The sequence below is a fragment of the Flavobacterium soyae genome (assembly GCF_045348165.1).
Classification (GTDB): domain Bacteria; phylum Bacteroidota; class Bacteroidia; order Flavobacteriales; family Flavobacteriaceae; genus Flavobacterium; species Flavobacterium soyae.
In genome coordinates, this window is sequence record NZ_CP150845.1 from 5,161,291 (window position 1) to 5,179,661 (window position 18,371).

The 18,371-nt window shown below is 32.8% G+C and carries 20 protein-coding genes; 9 read left to right on the forward strand and 11 right to left on the reverse strand.

Translation table 11 applies throughout. The features are described 5' to 3' along the window. The first annotated feature begins 1 nt into the window (after nucleotide 1). A complete protein-coding gene (locus AABD74_RS21345) occupies nucleotides 2-1,591 on the forward strand; it encodes an MDR family MFS transporter (protein ID WP_406844236.1) in 1,590 nt (529 codons plus the stop codon). 263 nt (nucleotides 1,592-1,854) lie between these two features. Here the strand turns inward: AABD74_RS21345 and yaaA are convergent, their stop codons facing one another. Then, nucleotides 1,855-2,613, reverse strand: a complete 759-nt coding sequence (gene yaaA / locus AABD74_RS21350) for a peroxide stress protein YaaA (protein ID WP_406844237.1) — start codon at nucleotides 2,611-2,613, stop codon at nucleotides 1,855-1,857. 621 nt (nucleotides 2,614-3,234) lie between these two features. Here yaaA and AABD74_RS21355 point away from each other — a divergent pair. Together AABD74_RS21355 and AABD74_RS21360 are read left to right on the forward strand one after the other, a co-directional pair. Next, the gene (locus tag AABD74_RS21355) at nucleotides 3,235-4,665 is read left to right on the forward strand and encodes a CCA tRNA nucleotidyltransferase (RefSeq protein ID WP_406844238.1); all 1,431 of its coding nucleotides are present in this window, start codon (nucleotides 3,235-3,237) and stop codon (nucleotides 4,663-4,665) included. Nucleotides 4,666-5,031: 366 nt separating this feature from the next. After that, nucleotides 5,032-6,057: a COX15/CtaA family protein gene (locus tag AABD74_RS21360; protein WP_406844239.1), complete on the forward strand. Its 1,026-nt coding sequence runs from the start codon at nucleotides 5,032-5,034 to the stop codon at nucleotides 6,055-6,057. Between the two features lie 172 nt (nucleotides 6,058-6,229). On the opposite strand, the gene AABD74_RS21365 is transcribed toward AABD74_RS21360, so the two are convergent. From AABD74_RS21365 to AABD74_RS21410, 10 genes are all read right to left on the reverse strand, one after another. Then, entirely contained in the window at nucleotides 6,230-6,997 is a 768-nt protein-coding gene (locus tag AABD74_RS21365) for a LytTR family DNA-binding domain-containing protein (RefSeq protein WP_291146949.1), read from the reverse strand. Between the two features lie 42 nt (nucleotides 6,998-7,039). Beyond that, nucleotides 7,040-7,411 (reverse strand): 2TM domain-containing protein, encoded by a 372-nt coding sequence (locus AABD74_RS21370; RefSeq protein WP_232679056.1) that lies wholly within the window; start codon nucleotides 7,409-7,411, stop codon nucleotides 7,040-7,042. Between the two features lie 15 nt (nucleotides 7,412-7,426). Beyond that, entirely contained in the window at nucleotides 7,427-7,732 is a 306-nt protein-coding gene (locus tag AABD74_RS21375; protein WP_406844240.1) for a 2TM domain-containing protein, read from the reverse strand. A 2-nt stretch (nucleotides 7,733-7,734) separates the two neighbouring features. Next, nucleotides 7,735-8,064, reverse strand: coding sequence for a 2TM domain-containing protein (locus AABD74_RS21380; protein WP_232679052.1), 330 nt, complete (start codon nucleotides 8,062-8,064; stop codon nucleotides 7,735-7,737). A gap of 2 nt (nucleotides 8,065-8,066) precedes the next feature. Next, a complete protein-coding gene (locus AABD74_RS21385; RefSeq protein ID WP_232679050.1) occupies nucleotides 8,067-8,396 on the reverse strand; it encodes a 2TM domain-containing protein in 330 nt (109 codons plus the stop codon). A 2-nt stretch (nucleotides 8,397-8,398) separates the two neighbouring features. Then, nucleotides 8,399-8,701, reverse strand: a complete 303-nt coding sequence (locus AABD74_RS21390) for a 2TM domain-containing protein (protein ID WP_232679048.1) — start codon at nucleotides 8,699-8,701, stop codon at nucleotides 8,399-8,401. A 2-nt stretch (nucleotides 8,702-8,703) separates the two neighbouring features. Beyond that, the gene (locus AABD74_RS21395; RefSeq protein WP_232679046.1) at nucleotides 8,704-10,062 is read right to left on the reverse strand and encodes a 2TM domain-containing protein; all 1,359 of its coding nucleotides are present in this window, start codon (nucleotides 10,060-10,062) and stop codon (nucleotides 8,704-8,706) included. Between the two features lie 27 nt (nucleotides 10,063-10,089). After that, entirely contained in the window at nucleotides 10,090-10,710 is a 621-nt protein-coding gene (locus tag AABD74_RS21400) for a hypothetical protein (protein ID WP_232679044.1), read from the reverse strand. Between the two features lie 49 nt (nucleotides 10,711-10,759). Further along, entirely contained in the window at nucleotides 10,760-11,167 is a 408-nt protein-coding gene (locus tag AABD74_RS21405; protein ID WP_232679042.1) for a DUF2141 domain-containing protein, read from the reverse strand. 357 nt (nucleotides 11,168-11,524) lie between these two features. Then, on the reverse strand, nucleotides 11,525-13,684 hold the full coding sequence (locus AABD74_RS21410; protein WP_406844241.1) for a TonB-dependent receptor: 2,160 nt from the start codon (nucleotides 13,682-13,684) through the stop codon (nucleotides 11,525-11,527). A 230-nt stretch (nucleotides 13,685-13,914) separates the two neighbouring features. Between AABD74_RS21410 and AABD74_RS21415 the strand changes: the two genes are divergently transcribed. The 6 genes from AABD74_RS21415 (at nucleotide 13,915) to AABD74_RS21440 (ending at nucleotide 18,330) form a co-directional block, all read left to right on the forward strand. Continuing rightward, entirely contained in the window at nucleotides 13,915-14,379 is a 465-nt protein-coding gene (locus tag AABD74_RS21415) for a DinB family protein (protein WP_232679038.1), read from the forward strand. 135 nt (nucleotides 14,380-14,514) lie between these two features. Continuing rightward, the gene (locus AABD74_RS21420; RefSeq protein WP_232679035.1) at nucleotides 14,515-14,973 is read left to right on the forward strand and encodes a YciI family protein; all 459 of its coding nucleotides are present in this window, start codon (nucleotides 14,515-14,517) and stop codon (nucleotides 14,971-14,973) included. An 8-nt stretch (nucleotides 14,974-14,981) separates the two neighbouring features. Continuing rightward, entirely contained in the window at nucleotides 14,982-15,557 is a 576-nt protein-coding gene (locus AABD74_RS21425) for a sugar O-acetyltransferase (RefSeq protein WP_053473870.1), read from the forward strand. After that, nucleotides 15,557-15,946 (forward strand): VOC family protein, encoded by a 390-nt coding sequence (locus AABD74_RS21430; protein WP_406844242.1) that lies wholly within the window; start codon nucleotides 15,557-15,559, stop codon nucleotides 15,944-15,946. Before AABD74_RS21425 ends, AABD74_RS21430 begins: the two co-directional genes overlap by 1 nt. A gap of 416 nt (nucleotides 15,947-16,362) precedes the next feature. Further along, on the forward strand, nucleotides 16,363-17,640 hold the full coding sequence (locus AABD74_RS21435) for a chloride channel protein (protein WP_406844243.1): 1,278 nt from the start codon (nucleotides 16,363-16,365) through the stop codon (nucleotides 17,638-17,640). A gap of 90 nt (nucleotides 17,641-17,730) precedes the next feature. Next, nucleotides 17,731-18,330, forward strand: coding sequence for an HPP family protein (locus tag AABD74_RS21440; RefSeq protein WP_232679500.1), 600 nt, complete (start codon nucleotides 17,731-17,733; stop codon nucleotides 18,328-18,330). Nucleotides 18,331-18,371: the final 41 nt, after the last annotated feature.

Sequence of the window (18,371 nt, forward strand, 5' to 3'; positions counted from 1 at the left end):
AATGGCAGCAGCAGTACAAGCAGACGACGATTTAGTAGAATACGGTTTTAGACGTGTTGTCATTACGATTACGGCAGTACTTTGTGCATTGCTGGAAATTGTAGATACAACGATTGTAAACGTAGCACTGACAGACATGCGCGGAAGTCTTGGTGCTACCCTGACCGATGTGGCGTGGGTTATTACAGCATATGCAATTGCAAATGTTATTGTAATACCAATGACGAGCTGGTTATCGCAGCAATTTGGAAGACGTAATTATTTTGTGGCTTCTATCATTATATTTACCGTCTGTTCCTTTTTATGTGGAAATGCCACTAATATTTGGGAACTTGTAGCCTTCCGATTCGTACAAGGTATGGGTGGCGGAGCGTTACTTGTAACAGCCCAAACGATTATTACAGAAAGTTATCCGGCTGCAAAACGCGGTATGGCACAGGCCATTTACGGAATGGGTGTAATTGTAGGTCCAACTTTAGGTCCGCCTTTGGGGGGATATTTAGTAGATAATTATTCCTGGCCTTATATATTTTACATTAATATTCCACTTGGAATTATCGCTACTATTTTGGCTTTAACTTTCGTAAGAAGCCCTAAATATGGAGAAAAATTAAAAGCAAATCAGGTTGACTGGTGGGGAATTTTCTTGTTGAGTGCTTTTATCGGTTCTTTACAATTTGTTTTAGAACACGGACAGCAAGATGACTGGTTTAACGATTCACTTATTGTAACTCTAAGTGTTGTGACTGTTCTAGGATTGATTCTTTTTATTTGGAGAGAGCTGACTTACAAACATCCAATAGTTAATTTAAGTGTTTTAAAAGATGGAAATTTAAGAATTGGGACTGTAATGTGTTTCATTCTTGGTTTCGGTTTATATGGTTCAACGTTAATTATCCCTATTTATACACAGTCGATTTTAGGATGGACAGCAACTGATGCGGGATTATTATTGATTCCGGGATCTATAACAACGGCGATTATGATGCCATTTGTTGGAAACATGATTCAAAAAGGTGTTCCGCAAGGTTATATGGTTGGAGTTGGATTTTTTGTGTTTTTCCTCTTTACTTTTATGATGTACAGTCGTATGACTCCTGATACCGGTGTTGAACATATGTACTGGCCATTAATTTTAAGAGGAATTGGTCTTGGATTACTTTTTGTACCAATTACAACACTTTCACTTTCAACTTTAAAAGGAAAACAAATTGGTGAAGGAGCTGCTTTTACCGGAATGATGCGTCAATTAGGAGGTTCATTTGGTATTGCAATTATTACCACTTTTATCACACGTTTTAGTCAGGAACACAGAGTTGATTTAATCAACAATTTAGATCCTGCAAAATATGATGTTCAGCAGCGTATTGCAGGAATGCAAAGAGTTTTTATGTCAAAAGGATATAGTGCTGATGTTGCACTTAAAAAAGCTTACCAGGCAATAGAATATTCAGTATTAAAACAAAGTACCGTTTTGGCTTACATGGATATTTTTATGTACCTGGGAATTATGTTTTTATGTTGTATACCGATTATTCTCTTTATCAAAAAAGGGAAGAACAAGATTAGCGCAGCCGACGCAATGCACTAATAATAATAATTTTATAATACGCAGAAACGCCGAATTCAATTTAGAATTCGGCGTTTATTTTTTTGTTGACATCCACTAAATCTTCAGGGATTGAAATCTTTATCAATATTGTTGAAATTTACAGGGATTGAAATCCCTGCCTACAATATGTTCCGAGCCTTCGGCTCTCTAGTAAAAAATCTTAGAACCTTAGCATCTTAGTAACTCAGAACCTTAAAAAAACCTCTGATCCTTTGTAACTTTGAACCTTTGTCCCTCAAAATTTACCTTGTAAAAACCAAATGATTTCCTTTTGAAAGATTCGCATCAAAATGATAACCTTCGTAATTAAAACCTTTTAAATCATCAATAGTTTCTGCATTTGTATCAATAATATAACGCACCATCATACCTCTCGCCTTTTTTGCGAAGAAACTGATCATTTTTAATTTTCCATCTTTGTAATCTTTAAAATCCGGAGTGATTACAGGAACTTTTAAAGCTTTTACATCAACTGCCGAGAAATATTCGTTACTGGCTAAATTCACAAATAATTCCCCTTTTGTCAATTCTTTGTTTAAAGCTTTTGTAACAACAGGTTTCCAAAATTCATGCAGGTTTTTATAATCTCCAACAGGCAGTTTTGTTCCCATTTCTAAACGGTATGCCTGCATTAAATCAAGCGGTTTTAAAACTCCGTAAAGTCCTGATAAAATTCTAAGTTTATCCTGAAGAACATCTAATTTTTCTAACGGAATTGAATAAGCATCTAAACCTGTATAAACATCACCATCAAAAGTATAAACTGCCGGGCGGGCATTTTCAACCGTAAATGGTGTTTTCCAGTCTTGGTTTCGTTTCCAGTTTAAGTCAGCAAGTTTATCGGAAATTGACATTAAATGAGATAATTCAGCAGGTTTTTTCCCTTTTAATATTTTATGAACCTGACGCGCTTCTTTTAAAAATGAAGGTTCAGTATGTTGAGCAGTAGGTAATTCTTTTTCGAAATTCAGTGATTTCGCCGGCGATATAACAATTTTCATTTGTGCATTTTTATATGACTCAAAAATACAAATTGCATTTTTAAAAATATGTTATTGTAATTGATTTGTTTTATTACTGTATAGTTTTTTTCGCCACGAATTACACGAATTTTCACGAATTATTCTTTCACGCAGATTGCGAAGATTTTTTGCCACAGATTAAAAAGATTTTCACAGATTTTTTAATCATTTTAATCCTTTAATCTGTGGCTATATTTTTCTGCCACGAATTATTCTTTCACGCAGATTGCAAAGATTTTTTGCCACAGATTAAAAAGATTTCCACAGATTTTTTAATCATTTTAATCCTTTAATCTGTGGCTATATTTTTCTGCCACGAATTATTCTTTCACGCAGATTGCAAAGATTTTTTGCCACAGATTAAAAAGATTTCCACAGATTTTTTTAATCCTTTTAATCCTGTAATCTGTGGCAGAAAAAAAATAATTCGTGTAATTCGTGGCAGCCCTTTCTCAATTTATAAAAATCAACGCATCAAAATGTGAAATTGTTCAAAAAAGTGAGCGATAGATTATAATAGGGATTTTCTATGTTGTAAATTTGCATGCATTTCATTTCTTCGAAAATTGAAATCATCTTTATTCAAAAATTAGTGAATTCGTGGCTATACAAACAAATTATAAAACTGCTTTACAAAACAAAATCTTCGATATTATTTCGAAAGCTTCTCAGGAATTAAATGTAGACTCTTATGTGATAGGAGGTTTCGTTCGTGATTTGCTTTTAAACCGAGGTTCTAAAAAAGATATCGATGTTGTAGCGGTTGGAAGCGGCATCGAATTAGCGCTTAAAGTTTCTGACTTACTTCCGAATAAACCAAAAGTTCAGGTTTTTAAAACTTACGGAACAGCAATGCTTCGTTTTGAAGATACCGATATTGAATTTGTTGGTGCCCGAAAAGAATCTTATAATTTTGACAGCCGAAATCCGATTGTAGAAAACGGAACGCTTCAGGATGACCAAAATCGTCGTGATTTTACAATCAACGCTTTGGCTTTATCTTTAAATGCAACTAACTTTGGAGATCTTTTAGATCCGTTTAATGGATTGGCGCATTTAGAAAGTAAAACCATCAAAACGCCTTTAGATCCGGATATTACCTATTCTGATGATCCGCTGCGAATGCTGCGTGCGATTCGTTTTGCAACACAGTTAAATTTTGAAATTGAAGAAAATTCATTGAATGCGATTACCAAAAATGCAGATCGAATTAAAATTATTTCGGGTGAAAGAATCGTAGACGAATTGAATAAAATTCTTTCTACACCAAAACCGTCAACCGGATTTTTACTTTTATATAAAACCGGGCTTTTAGATTTAATCTTACCTGAATTAACAGCGTTGAATCAGGTAGAAGAAATCGAAGGTCATACGCATAAAAACAACTTTTACCATACACTTGAAGTAGTTGATAACATTTGCCCAAATACAGATGATGTTTGGCTGCGATGGTCGGCTTTACTTCACGATATTGGAAAAGCACCAACAAAACGTTTCAATAAAAAACAAGGCTGGACTTTTCACGGACATGAATTTTTAGGTGGAAAAATGGCAAAAAAAATATTCGAACGTTTACATATGCCATTGAATCACAAAATGAAGTTTGTACAAAAAATGGTCATTATGAGTTCACGCCCAATTGTTTTGGCGCAGGATATTGTAACCGACAGCGCAGTTCGTCGTTTAGTTTTTGATGCTGGTGAAGATGTTGAGGATTTAATGACATTATGTGAAGCTGATATTACAACCAAAAACCCAGCAAAGTTTAAGAAATATCATAAAAACTTTGAAATTGTTCGCAAGAAAATTGTTGAAGTTGAAGAACGCGATCACGTTCGTAATTTTCAGCCGCCGATTTCCGGTGAAGAAATTATGGAAATGTTCGATTTGAAGCCTTCTCGTGAAATTGGAGTTTTAAAAGAAGCTGTAAAAGAAGCTATTTTAGAAGGAGATATTCCAAATGAATATCAGGCTGCGTATGATTTTGTGATTAAAAGAGCTGCGAAATTAAATTTAACTCTTAAGAAATAGCATGGATCTTTTAGGTGGAATTTTTATATCTATATTATTGTTAATAATTATTTATTCAAATTTTATTTTTTTTAAGGGATTTAAGAAAACTGGAGAAAAACATATCAAACACAAATTATTTTACTTTTTAATGTCTGTTATTATTCCTTCTTCTGTAATTTTTATTGTTGCTGCTCTTTTAACTAGTCCTGCTTTAATTGAAATGTCGGGTTTAAGAACTGAGATGAATGATAAAATTTCCAGGATTATCTTCGGAAGCGTAATATTTGCTCCAAGTATTTTAATCAATATATATTTCTCGAAATTCTATTTAAAAAGAATTTCCAAAACAAAAAAGACAAACGAAATCGAATTAATCGGAAAAGAATGAAAAGAGAGAATAAATCAGTAATCATTTGGTTACTATCAGGTTGTGTTTTATTATTTTTAATGGTTGTCGTGGGCGGAATCACACGTTTAACTAATTCAGGTTTATCAATGACGGACTGGCATTTGGTTACCGACACATTTCCTCCTTTAACAGACGCAAAATGGCAAGCCGCTTTTAATGAGTATAAAAAGTTTCCTGAGTATCAAAAAATCAATATTCACAACGATTTTCAATTAGCAGATTATAAATTCATTTATTTCTGGGAATGGTTTCACCGTTTCATCGGTCGTATAATTGGTTTGGTTTTCTTTGTGCCGTTTGTTTACTTCTTAATCAAAAAGAAATTAGATACTCCAACTATTAAAAAATGTATTGTTCTTTTGGCAATGGGCGGTTTTCAAGGATTTTTGGGCTGGTTTATGGTTCGCAGCGGATTAATCGATAATCCGGATGTAAGTCATTTTAGACTTTCATTACACTTAACTTTTGCTTTTATCACTTTTGCTTATACACTTTGGGTTGCGTTGGATTTGATTTATCCTGAAAGAAATATCAATAAAATATTACCGCTTCGTAAAATCGCCAGATATGCTTTAGCAGCTTTATTAATCCAAATTATTTATGGTGGATTTGTTGCTGGACTAAATGCCGGATTAATTCACAATCACTGGCCTTTAATGAGCGATGGAGAATTTATTCACGAATCGGTTTTTATTGAACAATCTAGTTTGATTAGGAATTTAATTGAAGGGAAAAGCGGCGTTCAGTTTGTACACAGAACTTTTGCTTATGTTGTTGTTGGAATTATTCTTTTCCTTTTCTTCAAAAGTAAAAAATATACGCTTACTAATACGCAGGTAAACGGAATCAATACTTTAATAGTTTTTGTTTTTATACAATTCCTTCTTGGTGTTTTTACATTATTATACAGCGTGCCTTTGGCTTTAGGATTAATTCACCAAATTATGGCGTTTTTCCTTTTGAGTGCCATGACATATACATTGCATCGATTGAGCAAATAATGTTTTGAACGATATAAAAAAGAGCCGAAAATTTCGGCTCTTTTTTATTTTATGTATTTGGTTAATTCCGTTTGAAAATTTACGTCTCGTTAACCGGATTGAAATCCGTCAGAAATGATAATCACACAATATAACGTTCCGTAGGAACGTCTCATTTAAAAATAAATCTATTTTATCCCAGCCAGGTTTTAAAATCCTGCACTTTTTCACGGCTTACAATAACCTCATCTTCTTTGTAAGTTGGTAAAATTACTTTTAAACGAGAATTGGTATACACCTGAATTTCTTTAATTGCCTGAAGCGGGACAATAAATTTTCTGCTTACGCGAAAGAAATCCTTTTTGTCTAGTTCCTGCTCCAGAATCTCTAAAGTCGAATCAATTAAATAATTTCGATTGTCGTAAGTATGAATGTAAGTTCCTTTATTTTCACTAAAAAAACATTCAATTTCCTCTGTAGTAATTACTTTTAAATGCTGACCAATTTTAACCGTAAATCTCTTTTTGTATACTTTCTCAAAAGGGTTTGACAGCATTTGACGAATCTGTTCAAAATCAAGCTGCAGATTTTGAGTTTCTGAACTTGGTTTTGGCAAGCGTGTTTTAAATTTAGTAACCGCCACTTCCAGATCATCTTCGTCAATTGGTTTGAGGAGATAATCGATACTATTTAATTTAAATGCTTTTAAAGCATATTCATCATAAGCAGTTGTAAAAATAATAGCGCTTTTGATATCTATTTTTTCAAAAATTTCAAACGACAAACCATCTGACAATTGGATATCCAGAAAAATCAAATCCGGATGATCGTTATTGCTAAACCAATGAAGAGATTCTTCTACAGAATGCAGCATTGTTTTTACGGCAATATCTAACTTTTCAAGCTTTCGCTGCAACAATCGCGCAGCTGGTTTTTCGTCTTCTATAATTAATGTGGTCATTTAGTACTGTGCTAAATTTTTAAAAAAAAATATAATTTAAAATTACTCCCATTTATTTTTATTCTGAGCTTCTTTCTCCATATATTTTTTAATTTTTTTGTCCTCCCATTCTTTATTTAAAAAAAGATCAGGTCCAAAAACTGAAAATGCATGAATGGCTAAAGCAATACCCCAATAAAATGCTGTTGAATAGACTTCCCATTCTCTAAAGTTTCTAATTTCAAAATGATTACCTATAAAACCTCTGCTATTCAAACTAGAAATAATGATAATCGCATTTACGATAAGATAAACTTTCAAATGCGAATAAAAGCCTTTTATTCTTTTAACTTTTCTGTATGCTATATTGTAACTTTCATCTGTACTAAATTCATGTGCATAATCTTCGTACATGTGTCTTCTAAATCGTCCCATTTTTATTGAATTAAATTATTGCCATTTTTTTTTATTCTCTTTTTCTTTTTCCATCAATTCTTTGATTTTTCTTTCTTCCCAATCTTTACCTAAAACCGGAAATATTTCAAAAACTTTTAATCCGTGAAAAAGAACTCCAACTCCCCACCACAATAAGGGCCAGAAAAACCATAAATATTCTGGTGATGTCCATAAATTAATGACAATCAAAATAATATTTACACCAATGTAAGAGGTAAGATTAGCATAAAAGCCCTTTATATTTTCTACTTTCTTTTTTGCAAGATAGTATCTGTCTTCTTCATTATATTTTATTTCCATGATTACACCCATTTTTGTTTTTTCTGTCTTTTCTCTAAAATACTTTTCAGTTTACGTTCTTCCCATTCATTTCCTAAAATTTTAAAAGAAACAAATAAGTCTATTGCAGAACATACAAATACCGAACTCCAAATTACCATTACAACATCGTTTAAAAAATTTAATGGAAAAAAGTTCAATGGAGCTCCATAATATTCCTTTAACACAAAAGCTGCTAATCCTGCTGCATATATTAAAGCATGCATATAAAAGGATCTTAGTCTAACCACTTTTTTTCTAAAGATTTGCTCAAACTCCAGTTTTTCTCTTTCATTGTTACAATTCGTTTCCATGATTACTCCCATTTTTGTACTTTATTTTTCTTTTCTAAGAGGCTTCTTAACTTTCGTTCTTCCCATTCTCGACCAAGAAATTTAAAAGAAACCACCATATCAATTACACAACTAATGTAAACTGCCGTCCAAATACTCATTACAACTCCGTTTATAAATTGAAAAGGGAAAGAATGCAAAGGCAATTCTGTATATTGTTTTAATACATAAACAATTAAAGCAATGATGTAAAAAAATGTGTATTTATAAAATGATTTCAGTTTAGCTACTTTTTTACTTGCTAATTGTTGTAATTCATTTTCTTCGATATTATTACTAGAATTGTTTTCCATGATTACTCCCATTTTTGTTTTGAATTTTCTTTTTCTAAAATTGACTGGATTTTTCGTTCTTCCCAGTCTTTATTAAAAATTGGAGAGAAATTAAAAGCTTTCATTCCGTGTAAAATTATCGGAATTGTCCATCCCAGTACAGAATACAAACACCACAAATAACCTGGCGAAGTCATAAGATTGACTACAATAACAATTGGGTTACAAAGAAGATAAACCGTTAAATGCTGATAAAACTTCTTAATTTCAATCACTTTTTTCTGAGCTTCATAGTAACGCTCTCCTTTGTTATAATTTGGTTCCATGATTATTTCCAGTTTCTCTGTTGGTTTTCTTTTTCTAAAATCTCCCTGATTTTTCGTTCTTCCCAATCAGAACTGTATCCAAATACTTTAAAAGCATGCATTACAACTCCAAATCCCCAACCTAAAGCAGAAAACCAAAACCATTGAAATCCAGGAGAGTACGTTAAATTTACAAAAATTAAGCACGGAATCACACAACAATAAGAAATTACGTTTGCATAAAATCCTTTTAATTCCTCTACTCTCTTTTTTGCTCTGAAATAAGCTTTAGTTTCGTCACTATAATCTGCACTTGTTTCCATAACTGTAATTTGTTTGGTTAAAATTGGAATCTTAACCGTGAAATTTTTCTCGTTTTGTTCCACTATAACTTTCCTGTTCGTTACAATTTCGTAGCGGTTTACAATATTTTGTAATCCAACGCCTTGTCTGTCTTGTAACACTTCTTTCTTTTGAAAATCATTTTGAATGGCTAAATAATCGCCATCAATAAAAATCCTGATGTGCAGTGGTTTTTGTTCACTTACTACATTATGCTTTACTGTATTTTCGAGCAGAAGCTGTAACGATAACGGAACCACTTTTGCGTCTGGGTTAATGTTTGTTGTAGGCAATTCATAAAACAAACTATTCTCAAAACGCATTTTCAATAAATTCATATAAGTTTTTGCAAATGACAATTCATCTTCAACAGAAACCAGTTCTTTATCTTTTTGCTCTAAAACATACCTGTAAATTTTAGATAAAGAAGTCGTGAACCGCTGCGCGTTATCCGGGTTTTCTTCAATCAAAGAACTTAATACATTTAAACTATTAAAAAGAAAATGCGGGTCGATTTGATTTTTTAAACTTTCGAATTTAGCACTTGCCGTTCCTGCAATAATCTTTTGCTGCGTAACTTCAAATTTTGACGCCTGTTTCCATTTTACCATGAAACTTCTCGCTTGCATGAAAGTTGACACTGCTAAAGACAAAATAATATAAAACAGATGTATCCAAATCATTCTTTCGCTAAAGAACTTCTCTAAAGGCATGCTTTGCAGGTAAACAAAAATGTAATAATTTATTCCTAAAACTACCGGAACGGTATACAAAACAGTAACTATAATTCCGTAGTAAACCCTTAGATTTGTCTGCTCCAGCCAATCCCATTTTTTGTCTAAGAGCACATTAATGTATCCGTTTCCAAAACCTACTCCAAAAGAATAAAGACAGCTTATAAAAAAGGTTATAAGAACGTTTTCTACACTTAAATCATCTCCTAAACAAGCTGAGAATATCACTGTAAAAATCATAGAAATCTTAAACGAAACAATTGTACCGCTTTTTAAATCTGCATATATATTTCTATGATCTTTCATTTATAAACTGGCTTAAATTGATACTTTTTATTTACAAGTTTTTTGAATTTCCAAAGCTCTGTCTAATCCCCATTTAGGAGAAAAAGGAGTTTCTGGTTTAAAAGTAGCAAAAAGTTCTATAGCTTTATCAACTTGAGCACAAAGTGGTTTTGTATCAACTCCTGTCCATTTTGCACCGCCTATTTGATAATCAGCTTCTCCAAAAACAATTCTTGGGTTGTTTGGGTCGATCGCTTTTCCTTTTGCGTAAGCTTCCATTACTTTAGCCGAATATTTCATTCCGTTTGTCATTGGGTCAGCAACAACATATCCTGTATAAATTAAAGCTTGCAAAGCATAAAGTTCAGCATTGTTTTGATCTTTAATAAATTCTACGTCTAATGCATCCTGAGCTTTTGTTAAAAGAAGATCAATTTTTGTTTTATCTTTTTCAGTAAAAACGGCTGTTGTATTCATTAAAGCGATATAATAATTTGGCAGATAACTGTTCTTATCAGCAGAGGCAATTCTTTCAAATAATGCCGAAGCTTCTGTGTTTTTTCCTTCTTTCCAAAGTGCAAAAGCTTTAGTCATTCCTTGTTCAAATTGAGTTTGAGCAGAACTTATTACTACTACAAATAATGCGATTAAAGTGATGATTTTTTTCATTTTATAAGTAATTTAAATGGTTATTTTGATTTGTTTGTTAGTTACTAATTTATAATACAATTTCAATTTTTGAATCTTTCTCAACAATAAATTTAGCATCTTTATAGGCAGGCGGTCCCATAAACCCTTTTGCATTGTTTGAAGCTGCATAATCTTCGGAAGGTATTCCCATCGCGTTTCTATCAAGCTTACCGTTATTGTTTTCATCGTGATACGTTGAAATTGCATATTCTCCCGAAGGAAGATTGTCAAATGTTACGGTAACTTCATTGTTTTTAATTTCAGAAGAAAGACTTTTGTAAGTCGTTTTAAGAAATGTACCGTCTGAGTTGTACAAACCTACTTTCACAATTCCTGTATTGTTTTTAATGCCTGAAACAGATACAGTCAATTTTACATTTTGAGCAGACATTAAGCTGCAGATAAATAACGTGATTAGTGTAATAATTTTGGTCATGATTTCTTTTTTTTAAGTTACTAAGCTGCTAAGGTTCTGAGATTCTAAGTTTTTTTATTGATGATTAAAACTCTTTTTTTCTAGGTTCAAAGTTGCAAAGGGACAAAGTGACAAAGGTTTTATCCTTTTTAAGTTTTGATGGAACTTTGAACCTTTGTCTCTTTGTTTCTTTGTACCTTTTAATTTATACTTCAAAAGTATATCTGATTTTACTGTCTTAAAATTAAATGATACTGAGTTGTCGATTTTTGCTGCTGAATTGTTTTTTTGAAGGTTCTAAGGTTCTGAGTTGCTAAGATTCTAAGTTTTTTTTAGTTTTTAAAATCTTAGCAACTCAGAACCTTAGCAACTTAGCACCTACAAATTCTTCAACTGATTCTCACTCTTATTCTGGCTGATCGTCCAGAAGAAACCTACGAAGAAAAATCGGTCTGCGGTTGGTGTAATCGCTTGTCTGTTATACACTCCGTTTGGATCTGGTAATTTTGCGTAATCGTATCCAAAGATATTCTGCGTTCCTAAAATGTTTGAAACTGAGAAATAAAGGATTTTTTGTGTTGTCAATAAATACGCCCAGTTAAAACTCAAACTATTATATGATTTTGTTTTTCCGTTCATAAATTGCATTTGGTTTGGATCGTTGTACGGACGTCCTGAACTGTAACTGTTTGTGAATCCAATTTGTGATTTCCAGTCGGTAATAAAATATTTCGTTACAACAGATAAGGTGTGATTTGCAATAAAACTTGGCGTTGCCATTCTTGGAAAGTTTTTATATTGTCTTTCAGAATCAATATAAGAATAGGAAATCCAATATTCTAAATTTTTATACAAATTGCTGTCTCTCCAAAATAAATCCAATCCTTTTGCATAACCTTTTCCATTATTATTGAAAACCGAATTGTACTGAATATCTCTTGTATCGTATTGCACTAAATTGCTGTAATCTTTATAATAAGCTTCGGCTCTAAAAGTTTGTCCCGGCTGTGTAAACTGATAATTTAAAATATAATGCTGTGCTTTTTCACTTTCAAACTGGTGGTATTTTGAATACTTAATATAATCTACAACAGGTGTTTGAGAAAAGTCTCCGTAAGCAAATGAAAACTGGCTGTTTTTTGAAACTTTGTATGCTAATGAAGCTCTTGGTGCAATATTGTTTTCATTTAATAAACTGTTGTTAGAATATCTTAAACCAACTTTCATTGCCAGCTTTTTAGAGAATAAAATATCTGCTTCTGTATAAGCTGCAAAAATATTAGAATCATATCCGTTTTTCACGTCAATAGAAATATTGTCATCAAAGTTTTCATTGAATTTGGTAATGAAATAATCAGCTCCAAAAGACAATTTGAAATAGTTTGATACTTTCTTTCCAAGTTTTAATTTCAACTGCGCTGCATTTTCATCTGTATTGATATCATTAATATCGTATTTTGTTTTGTTTTTGCTGTAACCGTAGCTAATTCCAGAAGTTAACTGCCATCCCGTTCCAAAAGTTCCTTTATAAGAAGTGTTTAGGTAGAAGTTATTGTTGTTTAAATCTGTTCTTATTGGGTTCTCGAAATTGATGTTTTTCTGGTTCAAATCGAATTTTTCAGAATCAAAAGCTGCGTATAATTTAAAGATTCCGTTTGTAAAATTATATCTGTAAACTGTTTCACCTCCAAGCGATTGATACGGATTATTCCAGTCTACATTTTGTGGAATCACTGCCTGATAAGGCGCTAAATTAATGTAAGCCATATTTACGCTTAACGAACTTTTTGTCCATTTTTGAGTATTTCCTAAACTCAAACCAACGGTCATTAAACCAATATCGGTTTTATTATGATCTGGTTCATCCTGTGTATTTAAAAGCAAAACACTTGATAAAGCTTCACCATATTCTGCCGAGTAACCTCCGGTAGAAAAAGCAATTCCGCTGAATAAGAAAGGGGAAAAACGGCTTCTTGTTGGTAAATTATTGGTTGTTGCTCCGTACGGCTGTGCCACGCGAATTCCGTCAACAAAAGTCTGCGTTTCGCTGGCTTCACCTCCACGTACAAACAAACGTCCGTCCTCGCCCACACTTTGCGTTCCAGGCAAAGTCTGCAAAGCGGCAACAATATTTCCTGCAGAACCTGCAGTTGTTACAATATCTAAAGGCTTTAAAACCGAAACCCTTGCTTTGTCTCCAGATTCTAAAGTTCCGGCTGTAATAACAACGGCATCCAGAGTGTTTACATTTTCTCTTAGTTTTATTGTTTGATTTTTATAATTAGCAACATCAATTTCATTTTTAAAAGTTTCGAAAAGTAAAAAGCTTACTACTAAAAACTGATTTCCGGTTGAAGTAGTTTCAAAAGAAAAATCTCCAGTTTCAGAACTTGTTGCTCCATCGTAAGTTCCGTCTATATAAATATTAGCGCCGGCAACAGGTTTTCCTTTTTGGTCCAAAACTTTTCCTGAGATAACATTTTGTGCAAAAGTAAATGTGCTTAGTAATAATAAAATAAAAGTAATTCTGGTTTTCATACCTGTTGATTTTATTGGTTATTGGTCATGTATGCTGTCGCCTTTTATTTAATGGTGTTTGCAAGCAAACTTTTTAAGTGGCGATTTCATGATATTGGTTTTTGATGGAGCAAATGTATTTTAACATTTCCTGTTAAAAAATATATAATAACCCAATTGTAGAATTTTAAGGATGAGTTGTAAATTACAAATTTGTATCTTAGCTGTAGTGTTTCTAAAAACTATTAACTATGTCAGAAAGTAAAAGAGTTTCGAATTTGTATCAATCCATTTATAATGGAAATCCGTGGCTTGAAGTTACCTTAGCTGATACTTTAAAAGATGTAACTGCAGCTCAGGCTTATAAAAAAATCAATCCTAATTTAAACACGATTTGGGAAATTGTCAATCACCTAATACAATGGAGAAGAAACATATTAAAACGTGTTCAGGGAGAAATAATTACCACTCCCGATCATAATTATTTTGTGCCAATTTTAGATTCATCTGAACCAGCCTGGGAACAATCACTGCAAAGTCTGGCAAAATCTCAGGAATTATGGAGTGCTTGTTTGAATAATTTTAATGATGCGGATTTCGAGAAAATAGATCAAAATAATAATCATAATTTTTATGAAGATATTCACGGAATCATTCAGCATGATGTTTACCATTTGGGACAGATTGTTATTTTGAAAAAATTATTAAACACATAGAAACATAGATTTAATATTGTGTTTGAGATTATTTTAAAATCCAGATTTTACGCATAGCTATGTCTTTATGCAAATGAAATGCCTTTTTTAAAGTTTTCAATTCTATGTTTCTAAGTGTTAAAAAATAAAACAATTATGAAAAACTCACTTTTTATTATCGCTTTTTTATTGATGAATGTAATCGGTTTTTCTCAGGAAACCGAAGTTAAATTCGACGAAAATCTTGCAAAATCCCTGAATGCCGATGAATACGGAATGAAGAAATATGTTTTCTGCCTTTTAAAATCAGGAACCAATACAACGGCTTCAAAAGAAGAAACCAAAAAGTTGTTTGAAGGACATATGGCAAACATCAATAAACTGGCAAAAGAAGGAAAACTGGTTGTTGCCGGCCCTTTTATGAAAAACGATAGAAATTATAGAGGTATTTATATTTTTAACGTAGAAACTGTTGACGAAGCAAAAGCACTTGTAGCAACAGATCCAGCTATAAAAGCCAATTTACTCGAAGCCGAATTAACGCCTTGGTACTGCACCGCAGCTTTACAGGAAACTGTAAAAATTCATGAAAAGATTGCCAAGACGAAAATGTAATACTCTATATGAAAACAGAAAAAGAAAAAATGATTTCGGGCGAATATTACAACGCTTTTGACCCGGAATTAGTAAAAGGCCGCCGAACTGCAAAAAATCTTTTACACAGCTTAAATGTAAAAGAATACAGAGTTACCAAAAAAGCAAAAGAAATTTTAAAAGAATTAATTCCCAATACTGGAGCTGGTTTTTACATCGAACCACCTTTTCATTGTGATTATGGTTATAATATTTTTTGTGGAGAAAACGTTTATTTTAATGTGAATTGCGTTGTTTTGGATTGTGCTCCTGTAAATATTGGTTCGAATGTATTTATTGCGCCAAATGTTCAAATTTATACAGCCTCGCATCCGCTTGACGCTGAATTGAGAAAATCGCTTGAGAATGCTTATCCGGTTACAATTGGGGACGATTGCTGGATTGGCGGAAATTCTGTTATCTGCCCGGGAGTTACGATCGGAAAAGGCTGTGTTATTGGCGCCGGATCTGTTGTAACAAAAGATATCCCTGATAATTCACTGGCCGTTGGAAACCCTGCAAAGGTAATCCGAAAATTAAATCAAGAACCTGAATCAAAATCATAATGCTTACCTTAAATAAAGTTCACCATATTGCCATTTTATGCTCTGATTATCAAAAATCTAAAACCTTTTATACCGAAATTTTAGGATTAACGATTATAAGAGAAATTTACAGAGAAGAACGCCAGTCTTACAAATTAGATTTGGCTCTAAATGGAATTTATGTAATTGAATTATTTTCATTTCCAGATCCGCCAAAAAGACCTTCAAGACCAGAAGCCGTTGGATTACGTCATTTGGCGTTTGAAGTAATTAATCTAAATGAAACTGTTGCTTTTTTGACTTCAAAAAATATAGAATCTGAGCCAATACGAATTGATGAAACGACTGAAAAGCGTTTTACATTTATCACAGATCCTGATTTACTGCCGATAGAGTTTTATGAGAGATAAGTTTTTGCTGCGAAGGCGCTAAGACGCGAAGTTTTTTTTCTCGTTTTATGTCATTTCGTATGTAAAGGAATATTTCAATTGCCTCCAGCTTTAGCTGGATGATTTAAAAATCAAGCTGAAAAGGCTTTAGCCAAACATACGGTAGTTCGGCTAAAGCCTTTTTTCTATCATATTTCGTTCCTCCAGCTAAAGCTGGAGGCAATTTATTTCTTTAATAATTTTAATAAAAAAACTTCGCGTCTTAGTGCCTTCGTAGCATCCATTACACCGCTATACTCATAAAAACACACTGAAAGAATTTTCTTATTTTAATAATTTTAACATATAATAAGGAACGATTATTATTAAAAAACAGATTTGATTGCCTAATTTTGTGAAATCGCAAATAAAATCCTGCGACTACAAAATCACTTCTGATGAACAAAACGGCGCAAATCAAAAAAAATCATCAATTTATTAAATTCCGAAAATTAGTTATTGTTTCTATTTTAATTGGGTTTCTTTCAGCCTTTCTCGGAATTTCACTTAAAAAAATTACGGAGTATTACGAAGAAATCTTCTTCCATGAAGTTTCGGTAAACCCAATATTTTACATCATTTTTCCGGTTTTTGGGTTATCTGTAATTTATTTTTTGAGACAATATCTTTTTAAGAAAAAAGAAAACAAAGGAATTAAAGAAGTTTTTGAAAGCACAAAAACAACAAAAAATCTTCCATCTTATAAAATTCCATCACACTTTATCAACGGATTACTTACCGTAGTTTTTGGCGGCTCTACCGGAATAGAAGTTTCTACCGTTGTTGCTACTGCAACAATTGGTTCAGTTGCCCACGAAAAAGAAAATATCTTCCGTCAATACAAAACAGAATTAATCTGTGCAGGGGTTGCAGCCGGAGTTACAGCGCTCTTCAGCAGTCCAATTGCGGGTATTTTATTTGCTTTTGAAGTTATATCACGAAAAGTAACGCGTGTTTTTATCATTTCAAATATCATTGCTGTTTCAATCGCTTTTGGCTTACTTTCTATTTTAAAAGAAGAACCTTTATTTTCGGTTTCAATTACAACCTGGCATTTAAAAGCAATCCCGTATTTCATTCTTTTAGGAATTTTAGCCGGAATGAATTCGGTTTATTTAACCAGATGTGTATTGTTTTTTAAATCTCAGTTTGGAAAAATCGGAACTCATTATTATAAAATTATTATTGGTTCTGTTGTTTTAAGTATTTCGTTATTTATTTTCCCTCAATTATATGGGGAAGGTTATCATGCTATAAAAGACATTTTCGGAAATACTGCACAAATACCTTTAACCATAACATTAGCTTTAACATTCATCGGAATTTTAATTCTAAAACCTATTGTAACTTCTATAACATTAGCTTCGGGGGGCGACGGCGGTGTTTTTGCTCCGAGTTTGTTTATTGGTGCTTTCTTAGGATTGTTACTGGCGTCTATTTTAAACAGTTTTTTCCATGTAAATGTAATTCCGGTTAATTTCATGATTATCGGGATGGCGGCTGTTTTGAGCGCAAGTATTCATGCTCCGTTTACTGCCATCTTTTTGGTATGCGGCTTAACAAACGATTATACTCTGTTTTTACCAATTCTTGTAGTTTGTTTAATTTCAAAATACACTGCCAAAACAATTTATCCTTACACTGTATATAGTTACGCCCCAAGCTTGACGAAATAATTTTTTTGCCACGAATTCACCAATTTTTCTAATTTATTAAACGCAAACATTTGTGAATTCGTGGCAAAAAGTACCACAAATTACATTACTATGCCAACTCCTAAAATTAAAAGAAGCTATCGCAAGACACGCTATATTCTTTACAAAGAAACTTTAATTGACTACAAGGAACATTTTTGGTCATTTTTAGGATCATTTGCCGGAATTGGGATTTTGGCTTACGTACAGTCCCTGCATTTTTCCGGAAGTGATGCCGTATATTTAATTGGTTCTTTTGGAGCTTCGAGTGTATTGGTTTACGGAATCATTCAAAGTCCGTTTTCTCAGCCTCGAAATCTGGTTGGAGGTCATATAATCTCTGCTATTGTAGGCGTAACCGTTCATAAACTGGTTCCAGATGTTATGTATATAGCTGCTCCATTGGCAGTTTCTCTTGCCATAATTTTAATGCAGATTACCAAAACGCTTCATCCTCCCGGGGGTGCAACGGCTTTAATTGCTGTTATTGGAACAGAAAAAGTAAAAGCTTTAGGTTATATGTATGTTCTTTCTCCTGTTTTAAGCGGGGTGCTTATTTTACTTTTAACGGCTTTAATTTTTAATAATATGACTTCGAGCAGAAGTTATCCTAGTCATAGTACTTACCACAAACATTATCATAAACTTAGAAAGAGATTGACTGGGAAATAATTCTCTGGTCTGCTCCTGCAAGGTTTTCAAAACCTTGCAGG